At 74.9% G+C, this 21558-nt stretch carries 19 protein-coding genes and 3 pseudogenes; 9 read left to right on the plus strand and 13 right to left on the minus strand.

Features of this window, described 5'->3' with window-relative positions; translation table 11 throughout:
• Positions 1–345: 345 nt before the first annotated feature.
• Positions 346–1365, plus strand: a complete 1020-nt coding sequence (locus ACWGB8_RS31025; RefSeq protein WP_452216938.1) for a polysaccharide deacetylase family protein — start codon at positions 346–348, stop codon at positions 1363–1365.
• Positions 1366–1590: 225 nt separating this feature from the next.
• Complete coding sequence (locus ACWGB8_RS31030; RefSeq protein WP_452216939.1) at positions 1591–2688, plus strand: GNAT family N-acetyltransferase; 1098 nt, start codon at positions 1591–1593, stop codon at positions 2686–2688.
• Positions 2689–2757: 69 nt separating this feature from the next.
• Here ACWGB8_RS31030 and ACWGB8_RS31035 read toward each other — a convergent pair whose 3' ends face one another.
• The 4 genes and pseudogenes from ACWGB8_RS31035 to ACWGB8_RS31050 form a co-directional block, all read right to left on the minus strand.
• Entirely contained in the window at positions 2758–3888 is a 1131-nt protein-coding gene (locus ACWGB8_RS31035) for an aminotransferase class I/II-fold pyridoxal phosphate-dependent enzyme (RefSeq protein WP_452216940.1), read from the minus strand.
• On the minus strand, positions 3885–4532 hold the full coding sequence (locus ACWGB8_RS31040) for a helix-turn-helix transcriptional regulator (RefSeq protein WP_452216941.1): 648 nt from the start codon (positions 4530–4532) through the stop codon (positions 3885–3887). The genes ACWGB8_RS31035 and ACWGB8_RS31040 overlap by 4 nt, the downstream gene beginning before the upstream one ends.
• Before the next feature lie 202 nt (positions 4533–4734).
• Positions 4735–5655 carry a factor-independent urate hydroxylase gene (pucL, locus tag ACWGB8_RS31045; RefSeq protein WP_452216942.1) on the minus strand — a complete coding sequence of 307 codons (921 nt, stop codon included), beginning with the start codon at positions 5653–5655 and terminating at the stop codon, positions 4735–4737.
• Between the two features lie 514 nt (positions 5656–6169).
• Positions 6170–6724, minus strand: a pseudogene (locus tag ACWGB8_RS31050) (helix-turn-helix domain-containing protein); the annotation flags it as partial.
• Between ACWGB8_RS31050 and ACWGB8_RS31055 the strand changes: the two are divergent.
• The gene (locus tag ACWGB8_RS31055; RefSeq protein WP_452216943.1) at positions 6620–6991 is read left to right on the plus strand and encodes an SDR family NAD(P)-dependent oxidoreductase; all 372 of its coding nucleotides are present in this window, start codon (positions 6620–6622) and stop codon (positions 6989–6991) included. The pseudogene ACWGB8_RS31050 and the gene ACWGB8_RS31055 sit on opposite strands and share 105 nt — an antisense overlap.
• Here the strand turns inward: ACWGB8_RS31055 and ACWGB8_RS31060 are convergent.
• Positions 6960–7682, minus strand: coding sequence for a hypothetical protein (locus ACWGB8_RS31060; RefSeq protein WP_452216944.1), 723 nt, complete (start codon positions 7680–7682; stop codon positions 6960–6962). The two genes, ACWGB8_RS31055 and ACWGB8_RS31060, sit on opposite strands and share 32 nt — an antisense overlap.
• 233 nt (positions 7683–7915) lie before the next feature.
• Between ACWGB8_RS31060 and ACWGB8_RS31065 the strand changes: the two genes are divergently transcribed.
• Positions 7916–8362, plus strand: a complete 447-nt coding sequence (locus ACWGB8_RS31065; RefSeq protein WP_452216945.1) for an RrF2 family transcriptional regulator — start codon at positions 7916–7918, stop codon at positions 8360–8362.
• A gap of 76 nt (positions 8363–8438) precedes the next feature.
• Positions 8439–9641, plus strand: coding sequence for a globin domain-containing protein (locus ACWGB8_RS31070; RefSeq protein WP_452216946.1), 1203 nt, complete (start codon positions 8439–8441; stop codon positions 9639–9641).
• Between the two features lie 132 nt (positions 9642–9773).
• Here the strand turns inward: ACWGB8_RS31070 and ddaH are convergent, their stop codons facing one another.
• On the minus strand, positions 9774–10601 hold the full coding sequence (gene ddaH / locus ACWGB8_RS31075) for a dimethylargininase (protein WP_452216947.1): 828 nt from the start codon (positions 10599–10601) through the stop codon (positions 9774–9776).
• A gap of 291 nt (positions 10602–10892) precedes the next feature.
• Between ddaH and ACWGB8_RS31080 the strand changes: the two genes are divergently transcribed.
• Entirely contained in the window at positions 10893–11675 is a 783-nt protein-coding gene (locus ACWGB8_RS31080) for an SGNH/GDSL hydrolase family protein (RefSeq protein WP_452216948.1), read from the plus strand.
• A gap of 162 nt (positions 11676–11837) precedes the next feature.
• On the opposite strand, the gene ACWGB8_RS31085 is transcribed toward ACWGB8_RS31080, so the two are convergent.
• The gene (locus ACWGB8_RS31085; RefSeq protein WP_452216949.1) at positions 11838–12197 is read right to left on the minus strand and encodes a DoxX family protein; all 360 of its coding nucleotides are present in this window, start codon (positions 12195–12197) and stop codon (positions 11838–11840) included.
• A 174-nt stretch (positions 12198–12371) separates the two neighbouring features.
• On the opposite strand from ACWGB8_RS31085, the gene ACWGB8_RS31090 reads away from it, so the two are divergent.
• Positions 12372–13334, plus strand: coding sequence for a LysR family transcriptional regulator (locus ACWGB8_RS31090; RefSeq protein ID WP_452216950.1), 963 nt, complete (start codon positions 12372–12374; stop codon positions 13332–13334).
• A gap of 62 nt (positions 13335–13396) precedes the next feature.
• Here ACWGB8_RS31090 and ACWGB8_RS31095 read toward each other — a convergent pair.
• Positions 13397–13798, minus strand: a pseudogene (locus ACWGB8_RS31095) (ribosomal maturation YjgA family protein); the annotation flags it as partial.
• Between the two features lie 126 nt (positions 13799–13924).
• Here ACWGB8_RS31095 and ACWGB8_RS31100 point away from each other — a divergent pair.
• Positions 13925–15358, plus strand: a complete 1434-nt coding sequence (locus ACWGB8_RS31100) for a DUF2252 domain-containing protein (RefSeq protein WP_452216951.1) — start codon at positions 13925–13927, stop codon at positions 15356–15358.
• A gap of 504 nt (positions 15359–15862) precedes the next feature.
• On the opposite strand, the pseudogene ACWGB8_RS31105 reads toward ACWGB8_RS31100, so the two are convergent.
• The 3 genes and pseudogenes from ACWGB8_RS31105 to ACWGB8_RS31115 all read right to left on the minus strand — a co-directional run.
• Positions 15863–16231, minus strand: a pseudogene (locus ACWGB8_RS31105) (alpha/beta fold hydrolase); the annotation flags it as partial.
• A 311-nt stretch (positions 16232–16542) separates the two neighbouring features.
• Positions 16543–17991, minus strand: a complete 1449-nt coding sequence (locus tag ACWGB8_RS31110; protein WP_452216952.1) for an MFS transporter — start codon at positions 17989–17991, stop codon at positions 16543–16545.
• 144 nt (positions 17992–18135) lie between these two features.
• Positions 18136–18699: a helix-turn-helix domain-containing protein gene (locus ACWGB8_RS31115; RefSeq protein WP_452216953.1), complete on the minus strand. Its 564-nt coding sequence runs from the start codon at positions 18697–18699 to the stop codon at positions 18136–18138.
• 341 nt (positions 18700–19040) lie between these two features.
• On the opposite strand from ACWGB8_RS31115, the gene ACWGB8_RS31120 reads away from it, so the two are divergent.
• Complete coding sequence (locus ACWGB8_RS31120; protein ID WP_452216954.1) at positions 19041–20375, plus strand: DUF5685 family protein; 1335 nt, start codon at positions 19041–19043, stop codon at positions 20373–20375.
• A 284-nt stretch (positions 20376–20659) separates the two neighbouring features.
• Here the strand turns inward: ACWGB8_RS31120 and ACWGB8_RS31125 are convergent, their stop codons facing one another.
• Both ACWGB8_RS31125 and ACWGB8_RS31130 read right to left on the minus strand, forming a co-directional pair.
• Positions 20660–20905: a hypothetical protein gene (locus tag ACWGB8_RS31125; protein ID WP_452216955.1), complete on the minus strand. Its 246-nt coding sequence runs from the start codon at positions 20903–20905 to the stop codon at positions 20660–20662.
• 66 nt (positions 20906–20971) lie between these two features.
• Positions 20972–21373 (minus strand): pyridoxamine 5'-phosphate oxidase family protein, encoded by a 402-nt coding sequence (locus ACWGB8_RS31130; protein WP_452216956.1) that lies wholly within the window; start codon positions 21371–21373, stop codon positions 20972–20974.
• Positions 21374–21558: the final 185 nt, after the last annotated feature.

Below are 21558 nucleotides of genomic sequence, written 5' to 3' on the forward strand. Positions count from 1 at the left end.
CGCCGGGTGCGCACCCGGCGGCCGGCCCGCCCGCGCGTCCGGCGGCAGCACGCGCCCGCCCCTCGGGGCCCGTCGCCGGAAATTCCCGGCGAACTCCCAGGCGCCGTCCAGGCACAGCACCGCAGGCAGCGGCCGTCCACGAGCCGCCGAACCGCCCACCGAATCGGCCAGGACTGCTCAACCCGCTTCCGAGCATGGGATTTTGCACTATCTTGGCAATTCGTGGAGCGGGTCGGGCCGCCCCACCCGGCAGGCGTGCACCGGGCATCGTCGTGCCCGCCGCCGGGTGCTGCCCCCCGTCCGCGCACAGCGCAGCGCACACGTGGACGAAGGGGGAGCGTGTCGATGCAGGAGACCAGCACGCCACCGGCCGGGACCGGGGGCACGACCGCCGACAGGAGCACCGCGGACACCGGGACGGCGCCTCCGGCGGCCCGGACGCGGCGGCTCCCCGGCCGGCGCGCCACCGTCGACGCGGTGCTGCGCCACTCGCCGCTCCAACCGCTGTTCCGGCTCGTGGCCACCCGCCGACTGGCCGTCCTCGCCTACCACGGCGTCGACGACCCCGGCACCTTCGCCCACCAGATGGCGCACCTGTGCCGGACCGCCCGGCCCGTCTCGCTCGCGCGGGTCGAACAGGCCGTCACCGAGGGCCGCCCGCTGCCGGCCCGCAGCGTGCTGGTGACCTTCGACGACGGCGACCGCAGCGTGCTCACCGAGGGCCTGCCCGTCCTCGCCCGGCACGGTATCCCCGCCGCCGCCTTCGTGGTGAGCGACCTGGTCGGCACCGAGCGACCGTACTGGTGGAGCGAGGCGGCCCACCTCGCCGCCCACGGCGGCACCGCCCGAATCCTCACCGACTGCGCCCCCGCCGGCGTGGTGCGCCGGATGAAGACCCTGCCGGACGCCGACCGCCGCACGGCCCTCGCCGAACTGCGCGCCTCCGCCCGCACCCAGGCCCCGCCGCAGGCCAACCTCGACCGCGCGGACCTCGCCGCCCTGGTCGCGGGCGGCGTCGCGGTCGGCAACCACACCGCGGGCCACCCCTGCCTGGACCACTGCGAGGACGAGGTCGTCCGGGACGAGATCGACCGGGCGCACACCGCGCTCACCGACTGGCTCGGCGCACCGCCCACCGCCTTCGCGTACCCCAACGGCAACTTCGACGCCCGCGCCGACGCCGCCCTGCAGCGGCTCGGCTACCGCCTCGGCTTCCTGTTCGACCACCGTCAGGACCGCCTGCTGCCGCCCGCCCCGCTGCGGATCAGCCGGCTGCGCGTGAACTCGACGACCACCCGGCACCGCTTCGACACCATCCTGTCCGGCCTCCACCCGGCGGTCCACCGCCTGCGCGGCGGGGCCTGAACCGCCACCCGGGTACGGCAGTTCCGCCGAACCGCACCGGCGGCCGACGGCGATCCGACACAATCCGGCGCAGGACCGGCCGTACCGGGGAGGGGACGTGGGCACCGGGGACCGGTCAGGCCCGGCTTGGTCCCGTCGGGTCCGGCCCGGCCGGGCAGGACAGAGCAGGCAGGACAGAGCGGGCCGCCGCGTGGCGGCCCCGGGGTGCGAGGGGGCGGCGAGCGAGTGAGCGGAACGACAGGTACGGCGACGGTTCCGGTCCGGTACCGGACGCCCGGGCTGCCGGCCGAGGTGGTGGCGGGCTGGCGGGCGCTGGTCGCGGCCGACCCGGCGGGCTCGTGGTTCATGACACCCGAGTGGGTGCTCGGCTGGTGGGAGACCCTGGGCGCGGACGAGGGCGAGGGCGAGGTGTCCGTCTGGCGGGAGCCCGACGGACAGGTCGCCGCGGTGGTGCCGCTGCTGCGCACCCGCCGCCGACTGCACCCCCGGGCGCCGCTGACCGTCCCCTGCCTGACCGTGCTCGGCTCCGGGCCCGGCGCCGCCGACCACTGCGGCTTCGCGGCCGCGCCCGAACGCCGGGCCGAGGTAGCCGACTGGCTGGACCGACGCTCCCGCCGGGCCACCCTGCTGCTCGGCGACCTCGATCCCGACCAGGCCGCCATGCTCCCCGCCGGGGCCGTCGAGGTGTCCCGGACGCCGTGCCCGCGCGCCGATCTGACGGCCGGCCCGGAGGCCCTCGGCTCCCGGCAGTTCCGCTCCGACCTGCGCCGGTACGGACGCAAGCTGGCCGCCGAGGGGGTCTCCTTCCGCTGGGTGCAGCCCGCCGCCGGCCCCGCCGAACTCCCGGAGCGCACCGCCCTGTTGGACGAGGTCCTGCGGCTGCACCGGCTGCGCCGGGCCGAACTGGGCGGGGCCACCACCTTCGACGCGGGGCGCCGCCCGCTGCACGCCCGGGTGCTGGAGCGGGCCGCCGAAGCCGGCACCGGCGAGGGCCCGGCGTTCCTGGTGGCCGAGCACGCCGACACGGTGATCGGCGTGCTGTACGGCTTCCGGTGGGGCAGCGGATTCGCCTACTACCAGATCGGCTGGGACCCGGCCTGGGCACCGCTGCGGCTGGGCAGCGCGGTGATCGCCGGGGCGGTCCGGGCCTGCGCCGACCAGGGCCTGGGCACCTTCGACTTCCTGCGCGGCACCGAGCCGTACAAGTACCGCTTCGACGCGGTGGACCGCGACGACCGCTCCTGGCTGGTGGCGCACGGCCTGTCGGGGGCCCTGCTCGGCCTCAAGTACCGGGCGAAGGCCCGCAGTTCCGCGCCGTCCTGAGCGTACGACGGCAGAGCGTGCGGCCGACGGGGCCGGGCCCGCCCCTTGTGCGCCGCCCCGGGACCGGCCCTACCGCTTGCGGAGCCAGTCGGCGAAGGCTGCGAGGGCGGGGGCCGGGTCCTGTCGGCCGAGGCCGATGCGGAAGCGGTCGACGGGGGTCGGCGTCAGCTCGGAACGGTAGATGCTCGCGGGCAGCAGCAGGACGCCGGCCTGCTCCACCAGCCGCGTGCAGAACTCCTCCACGCCGTCCGGCCCCAGGTAGCGGAGGTAGGCGACACAGCCGCCGTCCGGGGCCCGCCACTCGAAGAGGTCGGGGAAGTCCGCGAAGAACTGCTCGAAGAGGGGCAGGTTCGCGGCGATGATGCCGCGGTTGCGGGCGAGGATCGGCTCGCGGGCCTTCACGGCGATCCGGGCGAGCACCTCGCTGGGGGCGGAGTTGCAGATGGTGGTGTAGTGCTTGGCGCGTTCCAGGCGGCTGCGCAACTCGCTGTCCCGGCAGGCGATCCAGCCGATCCGCAGGCCCGGCAGGCCGAGCGACTTGGAGGTGACGTTCAGCGAGAGGGCGCGCTCGGAGAGGTCGGCGGCCTGCGGAAGCGTACGGGCCGGGTCGCGCTCCAGACCCCGGTAGACCTCGTCGCTGAAGAGGTGGATGCCGCGTTCGTCGCAGATCCGGACGAGTTCGCGGAACACGTCGGCGTCGACGATCTTCCCGGTGGGGTTGTTGGGGAAGTTGACCGACACCACCCGGGTGTTGGGGCGCAGGGCGGCGGTGAGCCGGTCGAGGTCGAGCTCCCAGTCGCGCGCGGGGTCGAGGGCGACGCCGGTGACCTCGCAGAGCGAGAGCGGGATCGTCTCCGCGGACTGGTAGTTGGGCGTGGTGACGACGGCGTGGTCCGCGGGGCCGAGCAGCACCTGCATGGCGAGGTTGAGCGCCTCCTGGGCGCCGCCGAAGCAGATGAGGTCGTCGGCGCCGACCTGCTCGTACATGCCGGCGATCGCCTCGCGCAGAACGGGGTCGCCGAAGGTCTCGGTGTAGCCGAGGGCCAGCCCGTCCCAGGCCGCCCGGTCCTCGGGGTCGGCCAACGCGAGGAGTTCGGCCATGGTCATGGTCTGCGCGTCCGAGGCGGTGAGGTGGTGGCTCGCGGTGAACTCCCAGCGGGAGAAGTGGGTTTCCAGCCGGAAGTCGGGGAGCTTGGTCATGACTCGTTCCTCTGGTGTGCCTTGAGTTCCGCGAGCAGGGTGTAGACGGTCGAGCGGGAGACCCGGAGGGCGTGGGCGACCACCGGGACGGCCCGGCGCACGGCGAACACCCCGGCGGTGTCCAGTTCCTGCAGGACGGCGAGCCGGTCCTCCCGGGTGAGCCGGTCCAGCGGGCGGCCGTGGCTGCGGACGTAGCCGCCGACGAGGTCGTTGACGCGCTCCGTCCAGTCCTGCTCGAACAGCGGCTCCGGGCGCGGCACGGTGGGGGCGGCGAAGGCGGCGAGCAGCGCGGCGGCGTTCTCCAGCGGCGAGCGGTCGACGTTCACGCAGAGCACCGCCGCAGGCCGGCCGTCCGGTCCGCGCAGTACCGCGCTGACCGAGGAGAGCCGCCGCCCGTCCGGCAGCAGCTTCTCGTACGGGCCGTACACGTCGGGCGCGCTCGGGCCGAGCGCGTCGAGCTCGCCGAGGAGGGACGGATCCCCCGGGGCGCGCCTGGTCATGGGGTTCCAGATGGCGAGCACCCGGTCGCGCTCGGCGTCGTGCAGCACCACCTCGGCGTACGGGCCGAGGAGCAGCGCCACCGCCTGGCAGGCGGGTGCCCAGGTGGCGATGCGCGGGTCGGCGGGGTCGGCTCCGGTCTCCATGTCTGGACTGTACGTCCGAGCCGGACGTTTCGTCCAGCATCGACGGGGCGCGCACGCCGAAGGCCCCCGGGAGCCGGGTGGCTTCCGGGGGCCGTCGGTGGAGCGGCGGGGCGGAGGTGCGAAGGCCCGGCGGCGCGGAGGCGGGCGGGGCGGGACGGTCGGGCCGAATGGGGCGCTCCGGCGCTCGGGCGGGGCGGGACGGTCAGGCGGTGATCCAGTCGTTGACCGGGATGACCGGGGACAGGCCGGGGCGGTGGACGGTCCCTTCGATCAGGCCGTACATCCGGTCGGCGGCGAAGTAGACCTCGTTGTCGTTCTTGAGGCCGAACGGCTCCAGGTCGGCCAGGAAGTGGTGCTTGTTGGGCAGGTTCAGCCGTACCTCGTTGACCTCGGGCCGGTGGTCCAGCACCCGGTTGGCCATCGCGTACAGGGTCTGCTGCAGCGAGTAGCTGTACGTCTCGGCGAACGCCTCCAGCAGGTGGCGGCGCGACTCGCGGTAGGAGCGGTCCCAGTCGACCGCCTTCTCGCCCTCGGCACCGGTGAAGGCGTGCGCCCAGCGCGCCGTCACCTTGGTGGCCAGGATGCGGTCGTACGCCTCCTTGAGGGTGGTGTAGTCGTCCTTGATGTAGCCGTGGAACTCGGAGGCGGTCGAGTTCAGCACCGTGAGGTCCTTGAGGCCGGAGACCACCTGGAAGCGCCCGGTCGCCCCGCTGTACAGCACCTCGGCGGTCCGGACCTCCTGGCCCCGGCGGGCGAAGGAGTGCCGCTGCTTGTCGGTGGTGACGATCCGCTCCCAGGCGTACTCCTCCAGCCGGATCCGCGCCTCGTGGATGACCCCCTGGGACTCCACGAAGTGCTTGGCCAGCAGCAGGCCGAACGCCTCCGGCGACTCGACGCCGTGCTCCTTGGCGAACGCGTAGACCGTGTTCTTGGTGGTGTCGGTGGGCAGGCAGTTGGCGTTGTCGCCGGTGAAGTGGACCGCGTCGAACTCACCGCGCAGGGCGACGGAGACGTTGAGGTCGCGGATCTCGTGCCAGCTGCCGTCGTTGCCCTTGCGGGTGATCTTGACGATGCGGTTCTCGGCCTTGCCGTACTGGTTCTGCGCGAGCACGTTCTCGTACATGGGCTGTCCGGCTCCTCGGTTCTGCGGATGCGTGCCCGGTTCGCACGGCTCGCCCGCGGGCCCGGGGTGGCGGGACTCGGCAGGTGCGGGCGGTGCGGCCCGGAGGGTGGATCCCGCACGCCCGGCGTCCGGCGCCCCGCACGGGCGCCCCTCGCCGTCCGGCCCGATCGGGGCCGCCCCGGGACTGTTGGCCATCCCGGTCCGTTGGAGACTCCGTCATACAAGCACAGCCCCGTACGGCCCGCCAGGTGTCGTTTTCACCGGGCGCGGGACGCTGCAGGCGGCCGCGCTTCGTGGGTTCCGCCGATTCCCGCGGCGGGCCGCTCGGGGGCACGGGGTGGCGGGTACGGGTGCGGGTGCGGGTTCGGGTGCGGGTGCGGGTGCGGGTGCGGGTTCGCCAGGACCGTTCCGCGACAGGGGTGCGGGCGCCGAACCCGGTCGGCGTGCAGCCGCCGCGCGCACGGAACTCGGCCGGCGTGCAGCCGTGGTGCGCGCGGAACCGCCGCGCCAGGTGCGGGTGGTCGGTGAAGCCCGCCGCGGCGGCCACCTCGGCGAGCGGCAGCCCCGTCCGGCACACCAGGTGGCCGGCCACGTCCAGCCGGACGGCGGCCAGCTCGGCCTGGAACGTCGTCCCGGCCCGGGTGAACGCCCGCTGCAGACTGCGCGGCGCGACGCCGAGCACCGCGGCCAGCCCGGCGACCCGCCAGCACGCGGCCGGGTCCGCCGCGATCCGTTGCCGGGCCTCCGCCACCAGCGCCGCCGCGGACCCGCACCCCGGCCCGGTACCGGCCCCCGACCCGGCGCCGGCGCCCGCTGGATCGACGGTGGGCCATCGCAGCCGCCACCCCCGGACGTCCGCCGGAGCCGCTTCCCGCCACACCTCGCCGGGCACCGACTCCCGGCCGTCCCCGGTCAGCAGCACCACGTCCACCGGACGGCCGGCGACCACCGCGACCCCGGCCGCGTGCACGGCCGCCACGACGCCGCGTTCGTGGCGGTCACCTCGGGTCTGGCCTACGCGCCCAAGCGCACCGCCCCCGTGTACTGCGCGACCAAGTCCGCCGTGCACACCCTGGTGCAGGCCCTGCGCTACCGGTCGGCGGCCGACACCCCGTGGGTGCGGGTCCAGGAGGTGGTGCTGCCGCCGGTCGACACCCCGATGACGGCGGGCCGGGAGGGTGCGACCCGGAAGATCCCCGCGGCCCGGGCGGCGGGAGCGGTGGTCCGGGGCATCGAGCAGGGCCGGCCGGTCGTCCCGGTCGGGGCCTCCCGCGCCCTGCTGGCCCTGCTGCGGGTCCACCCGCCTACGGCGTACCGGATCCTGCGCGACAGCTGAGCTGTGGCCGTTCGGGTCGGCACCGGCTCTCCCGCCGGACCCGCCGGAGCGAGCGGACGGCGGGAACGGCCACCAGGAGGCCCAGCAGCCCGACGGTGAGCCCCGCCACGCCGCCCTCGTTCACGTGGTCGCCGTTGCCCTCGGGTTCCGGCAGTCCGGCGGCGGCGTAGCCGGGGAGCACCAGCAGCGCCGCGGCGAGCGCGCTGAGCAGCACCGCGCCGACCGGGCGGAGGCCGCCGGGCTGCCGGGCCCGGTCGGCCATGGCGACCGTCAGCAGGACGAGCGCGCAGCCGGCGGCGGGCAGCAGCGTCCGGGTGGACCACTCGACCAGCAGGGGCCTGCCGTACCACTGCTCGTCGGGCATCGGGTCCATGTAGTAGAGCAGCGGCGCGGGCGCGCCCTGGAGGTCGCTGACGGTGCCGCACCAGGTGCCACCGAGCAGGGCGGCGGCGAACACCGCGGCGGGCCGGTCGTCCGTCAGACTGCGGGCGAGACCGGCGCAGAGGGCGGCGAGCAGGCCGATCAGGACGCCCTTGGCTACGCCGTAGGCGAGCGGCGTCCACGCGTTCCAGGGGTAGTGCGGTTCGGTGGCGGCGCGGGCGGCGCCGATCACGCCCCAGGCGTACGCGCCGGTGCACATGCCGAAGGGGAGGAGGCCGCCGACGGTCTCGGTGACTGATCGTTCTTGCATGCCCCGTGCGGACGCGCCGCCCCGGCGCACGGTTGCGGCCGCCACGGAACCCGCCGATCGTCCCCACCGCGCCACCGCACCCGCGCAGTGACGCGGTGGGGAGGTGGCGTGGTGAGGAGGTGGGGAAGTGGCGTGGCGGGGAGGGACGGCGGGGAGGTGGCGTGGCGGGGAGGTGGCCGAAAGGGCACCCCCCAAATTGGAGTCCAGAATTCGTATTCGATAGCCTTACGAACGTGAGGCTGACCAAGAGCACCGACATCGCCCTGCGCATCGCCATGCGCCTGGCGGTCCTCGACGAGGGGGCGAATCCGACCACGCGGGACGTGGCGGAGTCGGTCGGCGTTCCGTACACCCACGCGGCGAAAGTGGTCAGCAGGCTGCAGCACCTCGGGGCGGTGGAGGCGCGGCGCGGACGCGGTGGTGGGCTGGTGCTCACCTACGCTGGTCGCCGGGGCTCCCTCGGGTTGCTGCTGCGGGAACTGGAGGGCGTCGGCGATGTGGTCGGCTGCGAGGACGAACCACCCTGCCCGCTGCGGGCGGCCTGCCGACTGCGCGGGGCACTGCGCAAGGCGCAGGAGGCGTTCTTCGCGGAGCTCGATCCGCTCTGCATCGACGATCTCGTCGCCTCCCCCACCGGCCCGGTCCTGCTGAGCCTCACATCCCGGCCCTCGGCCGACTGATCTCCCCCTGCCCACGCACCCCCACGCTCCGCACGACCGAAAATACGAATCTCAGATACCAGTTTGGAGCTGCCCGATGCTGTCCCCGAAGTCCGCCGCCGTCGTCGAAGCGACCCTGCCCGCCGTGGGCGGTGCGATCGGTGAGATCACCCCGCTGTTCTACGACAAGATGTTCGCGGCCCACCCGGAGCTGCTGCGCGACCTCTTCAACCGGGGCAACCAGGCGAACGGCACCCAGCGCCAGGCCCTCGCCGGCTCGATCGCCGCCTTCGCCACCGCGCTGCTGGCCCACCCCGAGCAGCGGCCCGACGCGATGCTGGCCCGCATCGCGCACAAGCACGTCTCGGTCGGCATCTCCAACGACCAGTACCGGATCGTCCACGAGCACCTGTTCGGCGCCATCGTCGAGGTGCTGGGCGAGGCCGTGACCCCCGAGGTCGCCGCCGCCTGGGACGAGGTGTACTGGCTGATGGCCAACACACTGATCGCGATCGAGGACCGGCTCCGCGCCGAGGCCGCCGCTGCACCCGCCGCCGGCGGGGAGCCCGGCGACCCGGCCGACCTGTGGCGCTCCTGGACGGTCGTGGCCCGCTACCAGGAGACCGACGACGTGGTCACCTTCCTGGTCCGCCCGGCCGACGGCGGCCCGGTGGCCCCCGGCCGCCCCGGCCAGTACGTGTCCGTGCGGGTCCCGCTCGCCGACGGCGCCCGGCAGATCCGCCAGTACAGCCTGTCCGGGCTGCCCGACGGCGCCCTGGCCTTCTCGGTGAAGCGCGACGGCGAGGTGTCCGCCCACCTGCACGACGCGGTGCGGCCGGGCTCCGTACTCGAACTCGCCCCGCCGCTGGGCGACGTGGCCCTCGCCGACGGCGACGGACCGGTCCTGCTGGCCTCGGCCGGCATCGGCAACACCCCGATGACCGCGATGCTGGCCCACCTCGCGGCGACCGGCTCCACCCGCCGCGTGATCGCCGTCCACGGCGACCGCGACCAGCTCGCACACGCCTTCCGCGCCGAGCTGAACCAGCTCACCGCCAAGCTGCCGAACGCCTCCGCGCACGTCTTCTACGAGCAGCCGCTCGGCGACTGGCCGGCCGACCGCACCGGGCTGGTCGACCTCGCCGGGATCACCGTCCCGGCCGGCACCACGGCGTACCTGTGCGGTCCGCTGCCGTTCCTCCGCTCGGTGCGCACCCAGCTGCTCGCGGCCGGAGTGGCGGCGGCGGACATCCACTACGAGGTGTTCGGGCCCGACCTCTGGCTGGGCCAGGACGCCTGACCCGTACCGCCGTTCGGGCAGTCGTCCGGGCAGCCATCCGGGGCGGGGCACCGGGGAACCGGTGCCCCGCCCCGGGCTCAGGTGCCCGTGGCGGGCGCCGGTTCCCGGGCGCCGGGGCTGCGGCCGGACCGTTCAGGCCGGCCGCAGCTCCAGCGTGCAGCACTTGGCCCCGCCGCCCGACTTGAGCAGTTCCGACAGGTCCACCGGCACCGGTTCGTAGCCGTGCCGGGCGAGTTCGGCGACCAGCCCCTTCGCCGCCTCCGGCAGGAGCACCCGGCGGCCGTCCGAGACCGCGTTCAGCCCGAACACCTCGGCGTCCGCGCGGTCGGCGAGGATCGCGTCCGGGTAGAGGTCGCGCAGGGCCGCCCGGCTCTCGGGGGCGAACGCCTCCGGGTAGTACATGATGTGCTCGTCGTCGAGGACGGCGAGCGCGGTGTCCAGGTGGTAGTAGCGCGGGTCCACCAGGGTCAGGCTGAGCACCTGGACGCCGAACAGCACGCCCGCCTCGACGTGCGCGGCCCGCTCGGTGCGGAAGCCCGTCCCCGCGAGGACCCGCCGGCCGGCCCACAGCAGGTCACCCTCGCCCTCGTTGACGTGGCCCGCCCGCCGCGCCCGCGGGAAGCCGTTGGCCCGGAACCACGCCTGGTACGCCGCCGACTCGCCCGCCCGCTGCGGATGCCGGAAGGTCGCGACCAACGCCCGGCCGTCGAGCACGGTGGCGCCGTTGGCGGCGAACACCATGTCCGGCAGGCCGGGCACCGGCTCGATCAGCTCGACGGTGTGGCCGAGCCGCCGGTACAGCGCGAGCAGCCCCTCCCACTGCCGGACGGCGAGCGCGGTGTCGGTCGGCCGATCCGGATCCATCCAGGGGTTGATCGCGTAGTCGACCGTGAAGTGCGTCGGTCGGCACATCAGGTAGCGCCGCGCCCTGGCGGTCCGCTCCGGGGGTCGGTACGGCATACGGCAGCCTCCGCCGTCGGGTGGCCGGGCGGTCCGGTCGTCGCCGGTCCGGCGGCTCTGGGGGTCCGGGGCGCTCGGGGGTCCCGGACGGTCAGGGAGCGGTTGCCCGGCTCGCGCCGTTCGTACACGCGATCGGGTCGCGCGCCGGGCGCAGGCCCTCGGCGCACCAGCGCACCCACCGGCGCACGGAGCCGTCCCGCGCCGTATCCGGACGGCACGTGGTCCATCTCACGTCCGCCGGGGGCCACCTACGGTGGCGTAGGTCACTTGAGTCAGTGAAATATCTACTTCATGCCGAATCTACTGGAGACCCTTGACATCAGTTCCTACGTCGCCCTCGGCGACAGCTTCACGGAGGGCCTGAACGACCCCGGCGTCGACGGCGCCTTCGCCGGCTGGGCCGACCGACTGGCACGCCTGCTCGCCGAGGGCCGCCCGCCGGGCGCCCTCCGGTACGCCAACCTCGCGGTCCGCGGCCGACTGCTCGACCAGATCGCGGCCGAGCAGGTGCCCGAAGTCCGGCGCCTGCAGCCCGACCTGGTCACCTTCTGCGCCGGCGGCAACGACATCCTCCGCCCCGGCAGCGACCCGGACGAGGTCGCCGAGCGCTTCGAGGCCGCCGTCCTGCAGCTCACCGCGAACGCGGGCCGGGTGCTCATCTGCACCGGCTTCGACACCCGCGAGGTGCCCGTGCTGCGCCACCTGCGCGGCAAGATCGCCACCTACAACGGCCACATGCGGGCCGTCGCCGACCGCAACGGCTGCGCGGTCGCCGACCTGTGGTCGCTGCGCGCGGTGCAGGACCGCCGCGCGTGGAGCGAGGACCGGCTGCACCTGTCCCCGGAGGGCCACCAGCGGGTCGCCCTGCTGGCCGCGCGTTCGCTCGGCCTGCGCACCGAGCAGGCCCCGGACGCCCCCTGGCCGACCGCACCGGAGCTGACCTCGGCGGACCACCGCCGCGAGAACCTCCAGTGGGCCCGCGACTACCTCGTGCCGTGGGTCGGCCGCCGCCTGCGTGGCGAGTCCTCGGGTGACAACGTCGAGGCCAAGCGCCCGGAGCTGCTGCCGCTCTGACGGACCGCCGCAAGGCCGGTGCTGCAAGACCGGTGCCGCACGACCGGTGCCGCACGACCGGTGCTGCAAGGCCGGTGCTGCACGACGACCGGTCACCGGAACACCGGGCCGCCACCCGCGGGAGGGGTGGCGGCCCGTCCCGTGCGAGGCCGGATCCGCACGTCACCGGCCGTACGACAGCACCCCGAGCACCAGCGCGGCGACCACCAGCAGCAGGAATCCCACCGGGAACACCAGCGTGCCGAGCGCCCGGGTACGGAGGTGCACCCCGACCGCGGCGACGAAGAACACCACCAGCCCCGACCCGGCGGCCACCCCGACCGGCTCGACACCGAACAACCCCAGCAGCAGTCCGGCCGACCCCGCCGCCTTGAGCCCGGCCAACCGCGGGATCCACGACTGCGGGACTCCCACCGCCGCCGAGTTGGCGAGCACGAACGGCGCCCGCACCAGATCCGCGACCACGATCCCCCCGATGGCCGCGGCCGCGGCGACGGTGACGACGACATAGGCGGTGAACATCCTGCCTCCCCTTCTCCGGTCGGGCACCCCGCCCGCCCGCACCACTCAGCCTCGCCATGTGCCCCGCACACCGTCCAATACCCGCCGCCATAACCGAACGGCATGACCCGGGCACGGGCACGCCCCGCACCGCCGGCCGAACCCCCTCGGCCGGTCAGGGCCTAGCCTGGCGCCATGGACGTCGACACCCGCCTGCTGCGCTCCTTCCTCGCCGTGGCGGAGGAGGGCAACCTCACCGGTGCCGCCGGGCGGCTGTACCTGGCCCAGCCCGCGCTCACCAAGCAGATCCGGCAGCTCGAAACCCGGCTCGGTGTCCAACTGTTCACGCGCTCCCGGAGCGGCATGGCGCTCACCGCCCCGGGCCGGGCCCTCGCCGAACACGCCCCCGTCCTCCTGGCCGCCTGGGACCGGACCCTGCACGCGACCAGGGCCGCCGCCGACCGAGCCGCCCGCGTCCTGCGGGTCGGCTTCCTCGCGAGCGCCGCAAACGAGGCCACCCCGCACATCGTCGCCGCCTTCACCCGGCGCCGGCCCGAATGGCGGGTCGAGATGCGGCAGGCCTCCTGGTCCGACCCGACCGCGGGCCTCGCCACCGGTGACGTCGATGTCGCCCTGGTGCGGCTGCCCTTCCCCGGACAGCAGGCCCTACGCGTGGACGAACTGTTCGACGAACCCCGATGGGTCGCACTGCCCGCCGCCCACCGGCTTGCCGGCCAGGAGCGGATCGCCTTCCCCGAGCTGTGGGACGAGCCGTTCGTGGCCGCCCCCGCCGCAACCGGCCCGTGGCGCGACCACTGGCTGGCCGCCGACGAACGCGAGGGCCGCCCCGTCCGCATCGGCGCCGTCACCGAGCACCCCGACGACTGGCTCAGCGCGATCGCCAACGGCTACGGGATCGCTCTCGCCCCCGAGTCCGCCGCCCGCTTCTACGCCCGCCCCGGCGTCGTCTACCGTCCCGTCGACGGCGTCAGCCCCACCCGGGTGGGTGTCGCCCGGGCTCAGGGCGAGGACTCCGACCGCGGCGCAGTGGGCGACTTCGTGCGCTGCTGCCTGGACCTCGCGGGGGCCGGGGCCGGGACCGGGGCCGCGGCCGAATCCGGGGCCGGGACCGGGAGTTCCGGACCGACCACCGGCTGACGCTCCCCGGCCCGGACGGCGGCCGCGTGCAGCACCGCGGCGGCGAGCCCGCCCACCGCGTACCAGAGCAGGTCCGGCGCGTTGAAGGTCGAACCGAGCACCAGCCGGGCCACCATGCTCTCCCGCGCCAACTCCTCCGGCACACCGGTCAGTTGGAGAAGCTCCACCGCCCAGCTCACGCCAACCGCCGTCACCGCCGCACCCCACGGACGGATCCGCGGCACCACCAGCACCAGCAGGGCGTACAGCAGGACCGTGTACAGCGCGTCGCCCGCGTACTTGGCCACCGCCCCCGCCGTCACCGCCCGCACCCCGAGCCCGGCCGCCACCGTCACCGCCGCAGCGACCGCCGCGGCCCCGCGCACCCTCCACACCCCGTTCACGCCGCTCACCCTACGCCGCAGCGGCCCGTGCCCCCGCCGATCGGAGGCCGCCGACCCGCCCCCTCGGCTTCCCGCAACCATCACTCCACCGTTGGCGTCCCTCCCCTCGGGGCCGGGGCGGTAGCCCGGTAGCCTGCAGGTTCGCGCGTGACGAGAGTGGCGGGCGGTGCGCAGGTGGAGTGGTCGGTGACGGAGAAACGGGGCGCAGTGACGCAGCTGACCGATGCGGTGGACGGGGCAGGGGCCGGTCGGCGGCCGGAGCGGCGGTTCGCCGTGGAGGGGTTCGCGCCCGGCCGGGAGGGCGCACGGGCGCGGGAGCTCGGCAAGGCGCTGCGGGAGCGCACGCCACGCGAGCGGCAGGCGGAGTTCGTCCCGGCCGCCGACCGGCCGACCGCCGTGGAGGCGATCGAGGCTTCCAACGCGGGCCGGCTCTCCGACCTGGTGCCGATCCGGCTCGGCCGGATGGCGGCGACGCCGTTCGCGTTCCTGCGCGGCGCGGCCGGGCTGATGGCCGCGGATCTCGTACGGACGCCGACGACCGGCATCACGGCGCAGCTGTGCGGCGACGCGCACGCCGCGAACTTCGGCCTCTACGGCGACGCCCGCGGCCAACTGGTCATGGACATAAACGACTTCGACGAGACCGTGCCCGGCCCCTGGGAGTGGGACCTGAAGCGGCTGGCCGCCAGCCTGGTGCTCGCCGCCCGCGAGGTCGGCGCGGACGAGTCGACGGCCCGCCGAGCGGCCTTCGACGCGGCCGGCTCCTACCGCCGGACGATGCGCACGCTGGCCAAGCTGTCGGCGCTGGACGCCTGGAACGCCGTGGCCGACGAAGGGCTGGTCTCCTTCGCCGAGGCGCACGATCTCACCGACGTGCTGCAGAAGGTCGGCGCGAAGGCGCTCGGGAACACCAGTGCGAAGTTCGCCGCCAAGTCCACCGTCCGGACGGACGGCGGCGGTTGGCGCTTCAGCGCGGCGCCGCCGGTGCTCAGCGAGGTGTCCGACCTGACGGCCGGGGCGGTGGCCGCCGCACTCGCGCCGTACGTGGCGACGGTGCCACCGGAGCTCCACCCGCTGCTGTCCCGGTACCGGGTGGAGGACGTGGCGTTCCGGGTGGTGGGCACGGGCAGTGTCGGCACCCGCTCCTATGTGGTGCTGCTGACGGACCACCGCGAGCAGCCGCTGGTACTGCAGGTGAAGGAGGCGCGCCCGTCGGTGCTGCTGCCGCACCTGGCGCGCGCCGGCTACCCGGTGCCCGCGGACGGCCACGAGGGCCGCCGGGTGGTGCTGGGCCAGAAGCGGATGCAGGTGGTCAGCGACACCCTGCTCGGCTGGACCACGGTGGACGACCTGCCGTACCAGGTGCGGCAGTTCCGCAACCGGAAGGGTAGCGTCGACCCGGCCGCGCTGCTGCCCTCCCAGCTGGACGACTACGCGCGGATCACCGGCGCCCTGCTGGCCCGCGCGCACGCGCACACCGCCGACCCGGGCCTGGTCGGCGGCTACTGCGGCAAGAACGAGGCGCTGGACGAGGCGGTCGCCGCCTTCGCGGTGGCGTACGCGGACCGCACCGAGGCGGACCACGCCGACCTGGTGGCCGCGATCCGCTCGGGCCGACTGCCCGCCGAACAGGGGGTCTGACCGGCCCGGACCCGGACCCGGATCGGGCTGCGCCCGGGGTACGGCCGTGCCGCACCCCGGGAGTGCAGCCGTGCCGGGATCGGCCTGCGCCCGGGCCAGTCCGTCCGGGTCAGTCCGTCCGGGCCAGTCCGTCCGGGTCAGTCCGTCCGGGCCAGTCCGTCCGGGCCAGTCCGTCCGGTCGGCGGGGCTACCGTTCAGGAACGGCGCGACTGCCGCGATGAACTCGGCCGGCCGGTCGCGGTGCACCAGGTGCCCGGCCTCGATCGTGACCACCCGGCAGTCCGGGAGGAGGCCGGGAAGCTCGGCGATGCGGTCCTGCGGGACGTGGCTCGCGGGTCCGCCGGCGACCACCAGGGTCGGCGCGGTGATCCGGCCGAGGCCCGCGAGCCAGGCGGGGTCGGGGGTGTCGATCTGGGCCTTGACCGCCTTCACCACGGCCCAGTCGAAGTCCACCGGACCGTCCGGCGCGTCGGCGACGGGGCTCGCGGGGCGCGGGTACGGCGCCGGGATGTCCTCCAGCACCAGTCGGCCGACGCGGTCCGGGTGGGCCTGAGCGAACAGGTGGGCGACGACGCCGCCCATCGAGTGCCCTACCAGGTCGATCCGGTGGAGTCCGAGCGCGTCGAGAAAGCCGGTCAGGTCGTCGCGCATCTCCGGGAGGCCGTAGCGTCCCGGCCGACTGCTGCGGCCGTGACCGCGCAGGTCGAGGGCGTAGGTGCGATGGTCCGGGGCGATCGCGGGCAGGACGTTCTCCCAGTCGCCCGCGTTTTCGCCGAGCGCGTGCAACAGGACCAGTGGCGGCGCGCCCGCCGCACCCTGCACACGGTAGGCCAGCGTGACATCGGCGAGTTCCACGGTCGCATGATCAGCCATACCGCCGACCGTACGCCGGTCCGCACACCGTACGGATGCTGTTCGCCGTACGCACAACGGTGTGCGGCCCCCGTCCGCACGACGTTCGGGCGGCGCACGGTGTGCGGACAACGCACGCTGTTCGTACGGCGCACGTACACCGTGCGGACGGTCACGCACGCCGTACGGCCTCCGAACGGTGTTCGGCACGCGCACACCGTTCGGGCGCAGCACGCCGCTCGGGCCGCGCACTGCCCGCGCACCCGACGAACGAACAGGACGGCGGCGACGACGGGACAGGAGCCCCGCCGTCGACGCCGCCGTACGACCGCTCAGCGCTGTGCGCCCACCGCGTCCGTGGTAGCCGGCTCCTCCGCCGCGGCCTCGATCGCGGCCGAGGCCCGGGCCGCGTACACCGAGGCCACGACCGCCAGTCCGGCGACGGCCGCGCAGACGGTGCTGGCCCAGAGGTACGCGGTGCGGTGTCCGGCGCCGCCGTCGGTGGCCCGCAGGTAGAGGCCGGAGAGGGCGGAGACGCAGACCGCCGCCGAGATGCGCTGCGACATCTGGAGGATGCCGCCGCCCACCCCCGCCGCCTCGGCGGGCGCGTGGCGCAGCACGTACGCCTGGTTGGTGGCGGCCATCACGCCGGTGGCGACGCCGCCGATCAGCTGGATGCCCGCGAGGAGCAGCGGGAGGGCGACGGCCGGTGCCCAGCGGGCGACGAGTCCGCCGACGAGCAGCGAGGCTGCCGAGGCGGCCATCCCGAGGGTGACGGTCTTGCGGCCGAAGCGCTGGACGACCCGCCAGGCCATGGCCGAGGCGAACCCGAAGGCCACCGCCGAGGGCAGGGCGACCAGGGAGGCGCCGAGGGCGGACATGCCGAGGCCGTCCTGGAGGAACATCACCAGGATGAGTCCGGCGGCGATCGAGGAGCCGAACTGCGCCATCGCCACGGTGGTGCCCAGCGCGTAGGGCGCGGAGCGGGCGAGGGCCGGGTGGATCAGCGGGTGTCCGCCGGAGCGGGAGTAGCGGCGCTGCCACCACACCAGCAGGGCGACGAGTGCGCAGGCGGCGACGGCGAAGCCCAGCCAGCCGGTCCAGCCGGGCGGTTGGACGAAGGGCAGCATGAGCGCCACGGTGAGGGCGCCGACGAGCAGCAGGCCGACGAGGTCGAGGTCGGCGTGCCCGGCGCTGGGGCGCGGGCGGGGCAGGTAGCGGGCGGCCAGCAGGACGGTGAGCAGCCCGAACGGGACGTTGATCAGGAAGGTGACCCGCCAGCCGTTCTCCGGACCGAAGGCGGCGAGCATCAGGCCGCCGACGGGCGGTCCGAGGGTGGCGGCGAGTCCGCCGACCACCATGTAGAGGCCGAGGGCGCGGGTGCGGAGCTGTCCGGTGAAGACGTCCTGCATGGTGCCGATCATCTGGGAGTTGACCAGGCCGGCGCCGGCGCCCTGGAGGAGGCGGGCGGCGACCAGCACCCAGGGTTCGGTGGCGGTGGCGGAGACCAGGCTGACGGCGGTGAACAGGGCGAGCCCGGTGACGAAGAACCACTTGCGGCCCTTGACGTCGCCGAGGCGTCCGCCGGGGATGAGGGCGAGTCCGAAGGCGAGCGAGAACCCGGCGACGATCCACTGGAGGTGGGCGGGCTGGGCGTGCAGGCTCTCCCGGAGCGCCGGGATCGAGGTGTTGAGGACGGACTGGTCGAGCAGCGTGGTGAAGCCGCCCGCCACGCACACCAGCAGAACGCGGCGGCCGGCGGCGTCGAAGCGCTCAGCCACGGCGCACGCCCGTTCCGCGGTACGCGCACCCGCCGGATGCGGCGCCCCCGGTTGTCGCACCCAGGTGTATCGGCTCAGCGGGTATCGGTCCCACGGGTATCGGTCCCGTGGGCGCCGCGTCGGCCGCGGCCGGACATTCGCCGCTCATGGCAGCACCACCACGAGGGCGTAGCGGGCGTCCTGCGGCCCGGTGCTGCGGAAGCGGCTGGTGGTGGACACGAAGCGCAGGCAGTCGCCCGCTGCGAGCGCGTGCGGCTCGCCGTCGATGGTCAATTCCAACTCCCCCTCCAGAAGCCAGAGATGGTGCTCCAGGCCGGGCACCGACGGCTTGTCGTACGTGATGTCGGCGCCGGTCGGCAGTCGGCCTTCGATGATCTCGGCGCGCAGGGCGCCGTGCGGCGGGGAGACCGCGCGCCGGACGAAGCCGGTGGACTCGTCCCGCCAGACCTGCTGTTCGCCGGAGCGCACCAGCCGGGCCGGGGCGGACTCGACCTCGGAGAGCAGCCGCGACATGGTCCGCCCGTAGACGGCACAGAGGCGGCCGAGCAGGGCGGCGGTCGGGCTGACCTCGGCCCGCTCGACCCGGGAGAGGGTGGAGCGGCTGACGTCGGCCCGTCGGGCGAGTTCGTCGAGTGTCCAGCCTCGTTCGAGGCGGAGTTCGGCGAGCCTGGTCGCCAGTCGCTCGTCGGCGGCCGTTTCGGTTCCCATATCTGCGAGGCTATCCCAGATCCGGGAGCGTCTTCCAGGAGCTTTCCGGCCGACGTTCCGCCGGGCCGCGCGCAGAGGTCGCCGGGAGCCGGAACGTCGGGAACCGGAACGCCGGGGCGCCAGGCGTCGTACGCCACGCACCAGACGCCACACACCAGACGCCGCGCCCTGAACGCCGGTACCGGTGAACGGGCCGCGGCGGGCCGGTTCTTCACGGCGCGGTCGGCGGTTGTTCACGGCTCCGTACCGTTTCGTCCGGGGCCCTTCCGCCGCGATCCGGTGATCGTATGATGTCCGCTGGTCAGCGGGCCCTTCCTGGGCCCGGCGCACGAGGGGGGACCATGTTCGGCATCATCAGGCCCTGCAAGCACCGCCTGTCCGAACGCCTTCAGGCGTCCTGGATGGCACACCTCTGCGGGCTCTGTCTGGCCCTGCGCGACGACCACGGCCAGCTGGCCCGGACGGCCACCAACTACGACGGTCTGATCATCTCCGTCCTGGTGGAGGCGCAGAGCGCCCGCGAGGACGGTTCCTGGCGCCGTACGGCCGGCCCGTGCCCGCTGCGCGGTATGCGTACCGCCTCGGTCGCCAAGGGCGAGGGCGCGCGGCTGGCCGCCGCGGTGTCGCTGGCGCTCGCCTCGGTGAAGATCCGCGACCACGTCGAGGACCGCGACGGCGTCTTCGCCCGCCGTCCGGTGGCCGCCGGGGCCCGGCGGGTCACCGGCCGCTGGGACCGGAAGAGCGCGGGCAGCGCGTCCGCGGTGGGCTTCGACACCGGCGTGCTGCTGGAGGCCGCGGCCCGACAGGGCGCGTTGGAGCGGGGACTGCTGCCGGGGGCGTCCGTCCTGCTGGTCACCGAACCCACCGAGAGCGCCACTGCCGCCGCCTTCGCGCACACCGCGGTCCTCGCCGGACGACCGGGCAACGCGACCGCGCTCGCCGAGGCCGGCCGGCTCTTCGGCCGCCTCGCCCACCTGCTCGACGCCGCCGAGGACCAGGCCGCGGACGCCGCCAACGGCGCCTGGAACCCGCTCACCGCCACCGGTACCGACCGCGCCGAGGCCGAACGCCTCTGCCGGGACGCCGTCCACGGCATCCGGCTGGCCCTGCGCGAGGTCGAGCTGACCGACCGCGCTCTGGTGCACGTCCTGCTGGCGCACGAGACCGAGCGGGCGGTCGAGCGGGTCTTCGGCCCGGCCGCGCACGGCGCGAGCTGCAGCACCCGGACCGCCGGGACCGAGACGGCCGGAACGGCGACGGCCGGGACTGCGACGGCCTTGACTACACCGGCCGACCTGACGAAGCCCACGGCCGGACCGGCGGGGCCGGTCGGTTCCAACCCCTATGAGGCGCCGCCGCGCCAGAACCCGGACCAGGCTCCGCCGGCCGGCCCGGGCGCGCCGATGCCACCGTGGGTGCCGCAGGGTCCCGGCTTCACCCCGCCCGGCAGCCCGCGTCCGCCGCACCGCAACCTGCTGGCCGGGTGCGCGGTCTGGGCCCTGATGGCCTGCACGTGCCAGCTGCTCTGCTGCGAGCACAACGACCCGTTCACGCACGAGCGCAAGGAAGGCTGGTGCCAGCGGAACTGCGACTGCGGGGACTGCTGCGACGGGTGCGACTGCTGCAGCAACTGCTGCGAGGGGTGCGACTGCTGCGACTGCGGGTGCGACTGCTGACACCCCCGCGAGCTCCGGTGGCACGGGGCGGCTCCGGGTCTCCCGGGGCGGCCCCGGATGCGGTTCAGCCCTCGACCGTGAACGGCGGCACCCGGGGAGTCTGCCCGCGCTGCCAGAGCGGCACCACCACCGGCACCGACCCGACCACCGCCACCGGCACCGGCCCAACCGCCACCGGCGCCGGTACCGCGCCCGTCAAGGGCACCCCCGACGCAACCCCGACCCCGGTCCCGCTCCCGCGCCCGGCCCCCGTGGTCGGCGTCGGCCCCCGTCTGGTACCGAGGTCACGCATCGGGGCCCGCAGCCGTCGCGGCCCGGCGGTCCGCCGCCAGCGAGTTCTGCAGTTTGGCCAGCAGCAGGCGGAAGGCCAGGGTGTCCTGGTCGGTCATCCGTCCCTCGGTGCCGTGACCTCCATGGCCGCCTTGGCCGCCCTGGACCGTGGGAACACTGCGGCGGTGGCCGTCGGGTCCGGTGGTGCCGTCGAGGGTGCCGGTGCGGTGCGTGAGATGTGAGCCGTGGGTGCCGTTCATGCCGCCGACGCTAGGGCGTGACGATCAACGGCCGATAAACTGCGGCCGGGGGTGCCCGAACCGCCGTCAGGCCCGGCCGAGCACCCGGTCGACCGCGATCTCGATGACCACCCGGTCGGGGTTGACCCGCGGCTCCCGGTACCGCTCGGCGTAGCGCCGTTCGGCGTCGGCCACGTCCTCCGGGGCGTCCCTAACGACCGCGACGCCCTCCAGGGTCGACCAGCGCGCCCGGTCCACCTGGCAGACGGCCACCCGCGCGCCGCCGTCCCCCGCCTCCAGCACGTTGAGCGCCTTGCGGCTGGTCCGGCTGGTGATCACCCGGGCGGTGGCGTTCTCCGGGTCGAAGGTGACGCCGACCGGGACCACGTGCGGCGAGCCGTCGGGACGGTGCGTGGTGAGCGTGGAGATGTGCCGCTCGCGCCAGAAGGCGAGGAAGGCGTCGTCGAGTGCGCGCGGATCGTGGGCCATGCCCGCGATCGTACGACGGCCCGCCCGGCCCCCTCGGACCGGGCCGGTCGTGCGCACCGTCGGGAGCAGCGACGCGGCCCCGACACCCCGGCACCCCGGCACAACCGGGGCCGGCCCGCACCGGGGCCGGCGTGCACCTGGCCGGCGTGCACCTGGCTTAGGTGAACCCGGCCGGCCGTGGGCGC

This window comes from Kitasatospora sp. NPDC054939 (assembly GCF_053610105.1).

Bases quoted from the DNA above. Each gene is read 5' to 3' on its own strand.
- ACWGB8_RS31025 (WP_452216938.1), top strand. From the start codon at position 346: ATGCAGGAGACCAGCACGCCACCGGCCGGGACCGGGGGCACGACCGCC.
- ACWGB8_RS31035 (WP_452216940.1), bottom strand. From the start codon at position 3,888: ATGACCAAGCTCCCCGACTTCCGGCTGGAAACCCACTTCTCCCGCTGG.
- ACWGB8_RS31040 (WP_452216941.1), bottom strand. From the start codon at position 4,532: ATGGAGACCGGAGCCGACCCCGCCGACCCGCGCATCGCCACCTGGGCA.
- pucL (WP_452216942.1), bottom strand. From the start codon at position 5,655: ATGTACGAGAACGTGCTCGCGCAGAACCAGTACGGCAAGGCCGAGAAC.
- ACWGB8_RS31060 (WP_452216944.1), bottom strand. From the start codon at position 7,682: ATGCAAGAACGATCAGTCACCGAGACCGTCGGCGGCCTCCTCCCCTTC.
- ACWGB8_RS31070 (WP_452216946.1), top strand. From the start codon at position 8,439: ATGCTGTCCCCGAAGTCCGCCGCCGTCGTCGAAGCGACCCTGCCCGCC.
- ddaH (WP_452216947.1), bottom strand. From the start codon at position 10,601: ATGCCGTACCGACCCCCGGAGCGGACCGCCAGGGCGCGGCGCTACCTG.
- ACWGB8_RS31080 (WP_452216948.1), top strand. From the start codon at position 10,893: ATGCCGAATCTACTGGAGACCCTTGACATCAGTTCCTACGTCGCCCTC.
- ACWGB8_RS31085 (WP_452216949.1), bottom strand. From the start codon at position 12,197: ATGTTCACCGCCTATGTCGTCGTCACCGTCGCCGCGGCCGCGGCCATC.
- ACWGB8_RS31090 (WP_452216950.1), top strand. From the start codon at position 12,372: ATGGACGTCGACACCCGCCTGCTGCGCTCCTTCCTCGCCGTGGCGGAG.
- ACWGB8_RS31115 (WP_452216953.1), bottom strand. From the start codon at position 18,699: ATGGGAACCGAAACGGCCGCCGACGAGCGACTGGCGACCAGGCTCGCC.
- ACWGB8_RS31120 (WP_452216954.1), top strand. From the start codon at position 19,041: ATGTTCGGCATCATCAGGCCCTGCAAGCACCGCCTGTCCGAACGCCTT.
- ACWGB8_RS31125 (WP_452216955.1), bottom strand. From the start codon at position 20,905: ATGAACGGCACCCACGGCTCACATCTCACGCACCGCACCGGCACCCTC.
- ACWGB8_RS31130 (WP_452216956.1), bottom strand. From the start codon at position 21,373: ATGGCCCACGATCCGCGCGCACTCGACGACGCCTTCCTCGCCTTCTGG.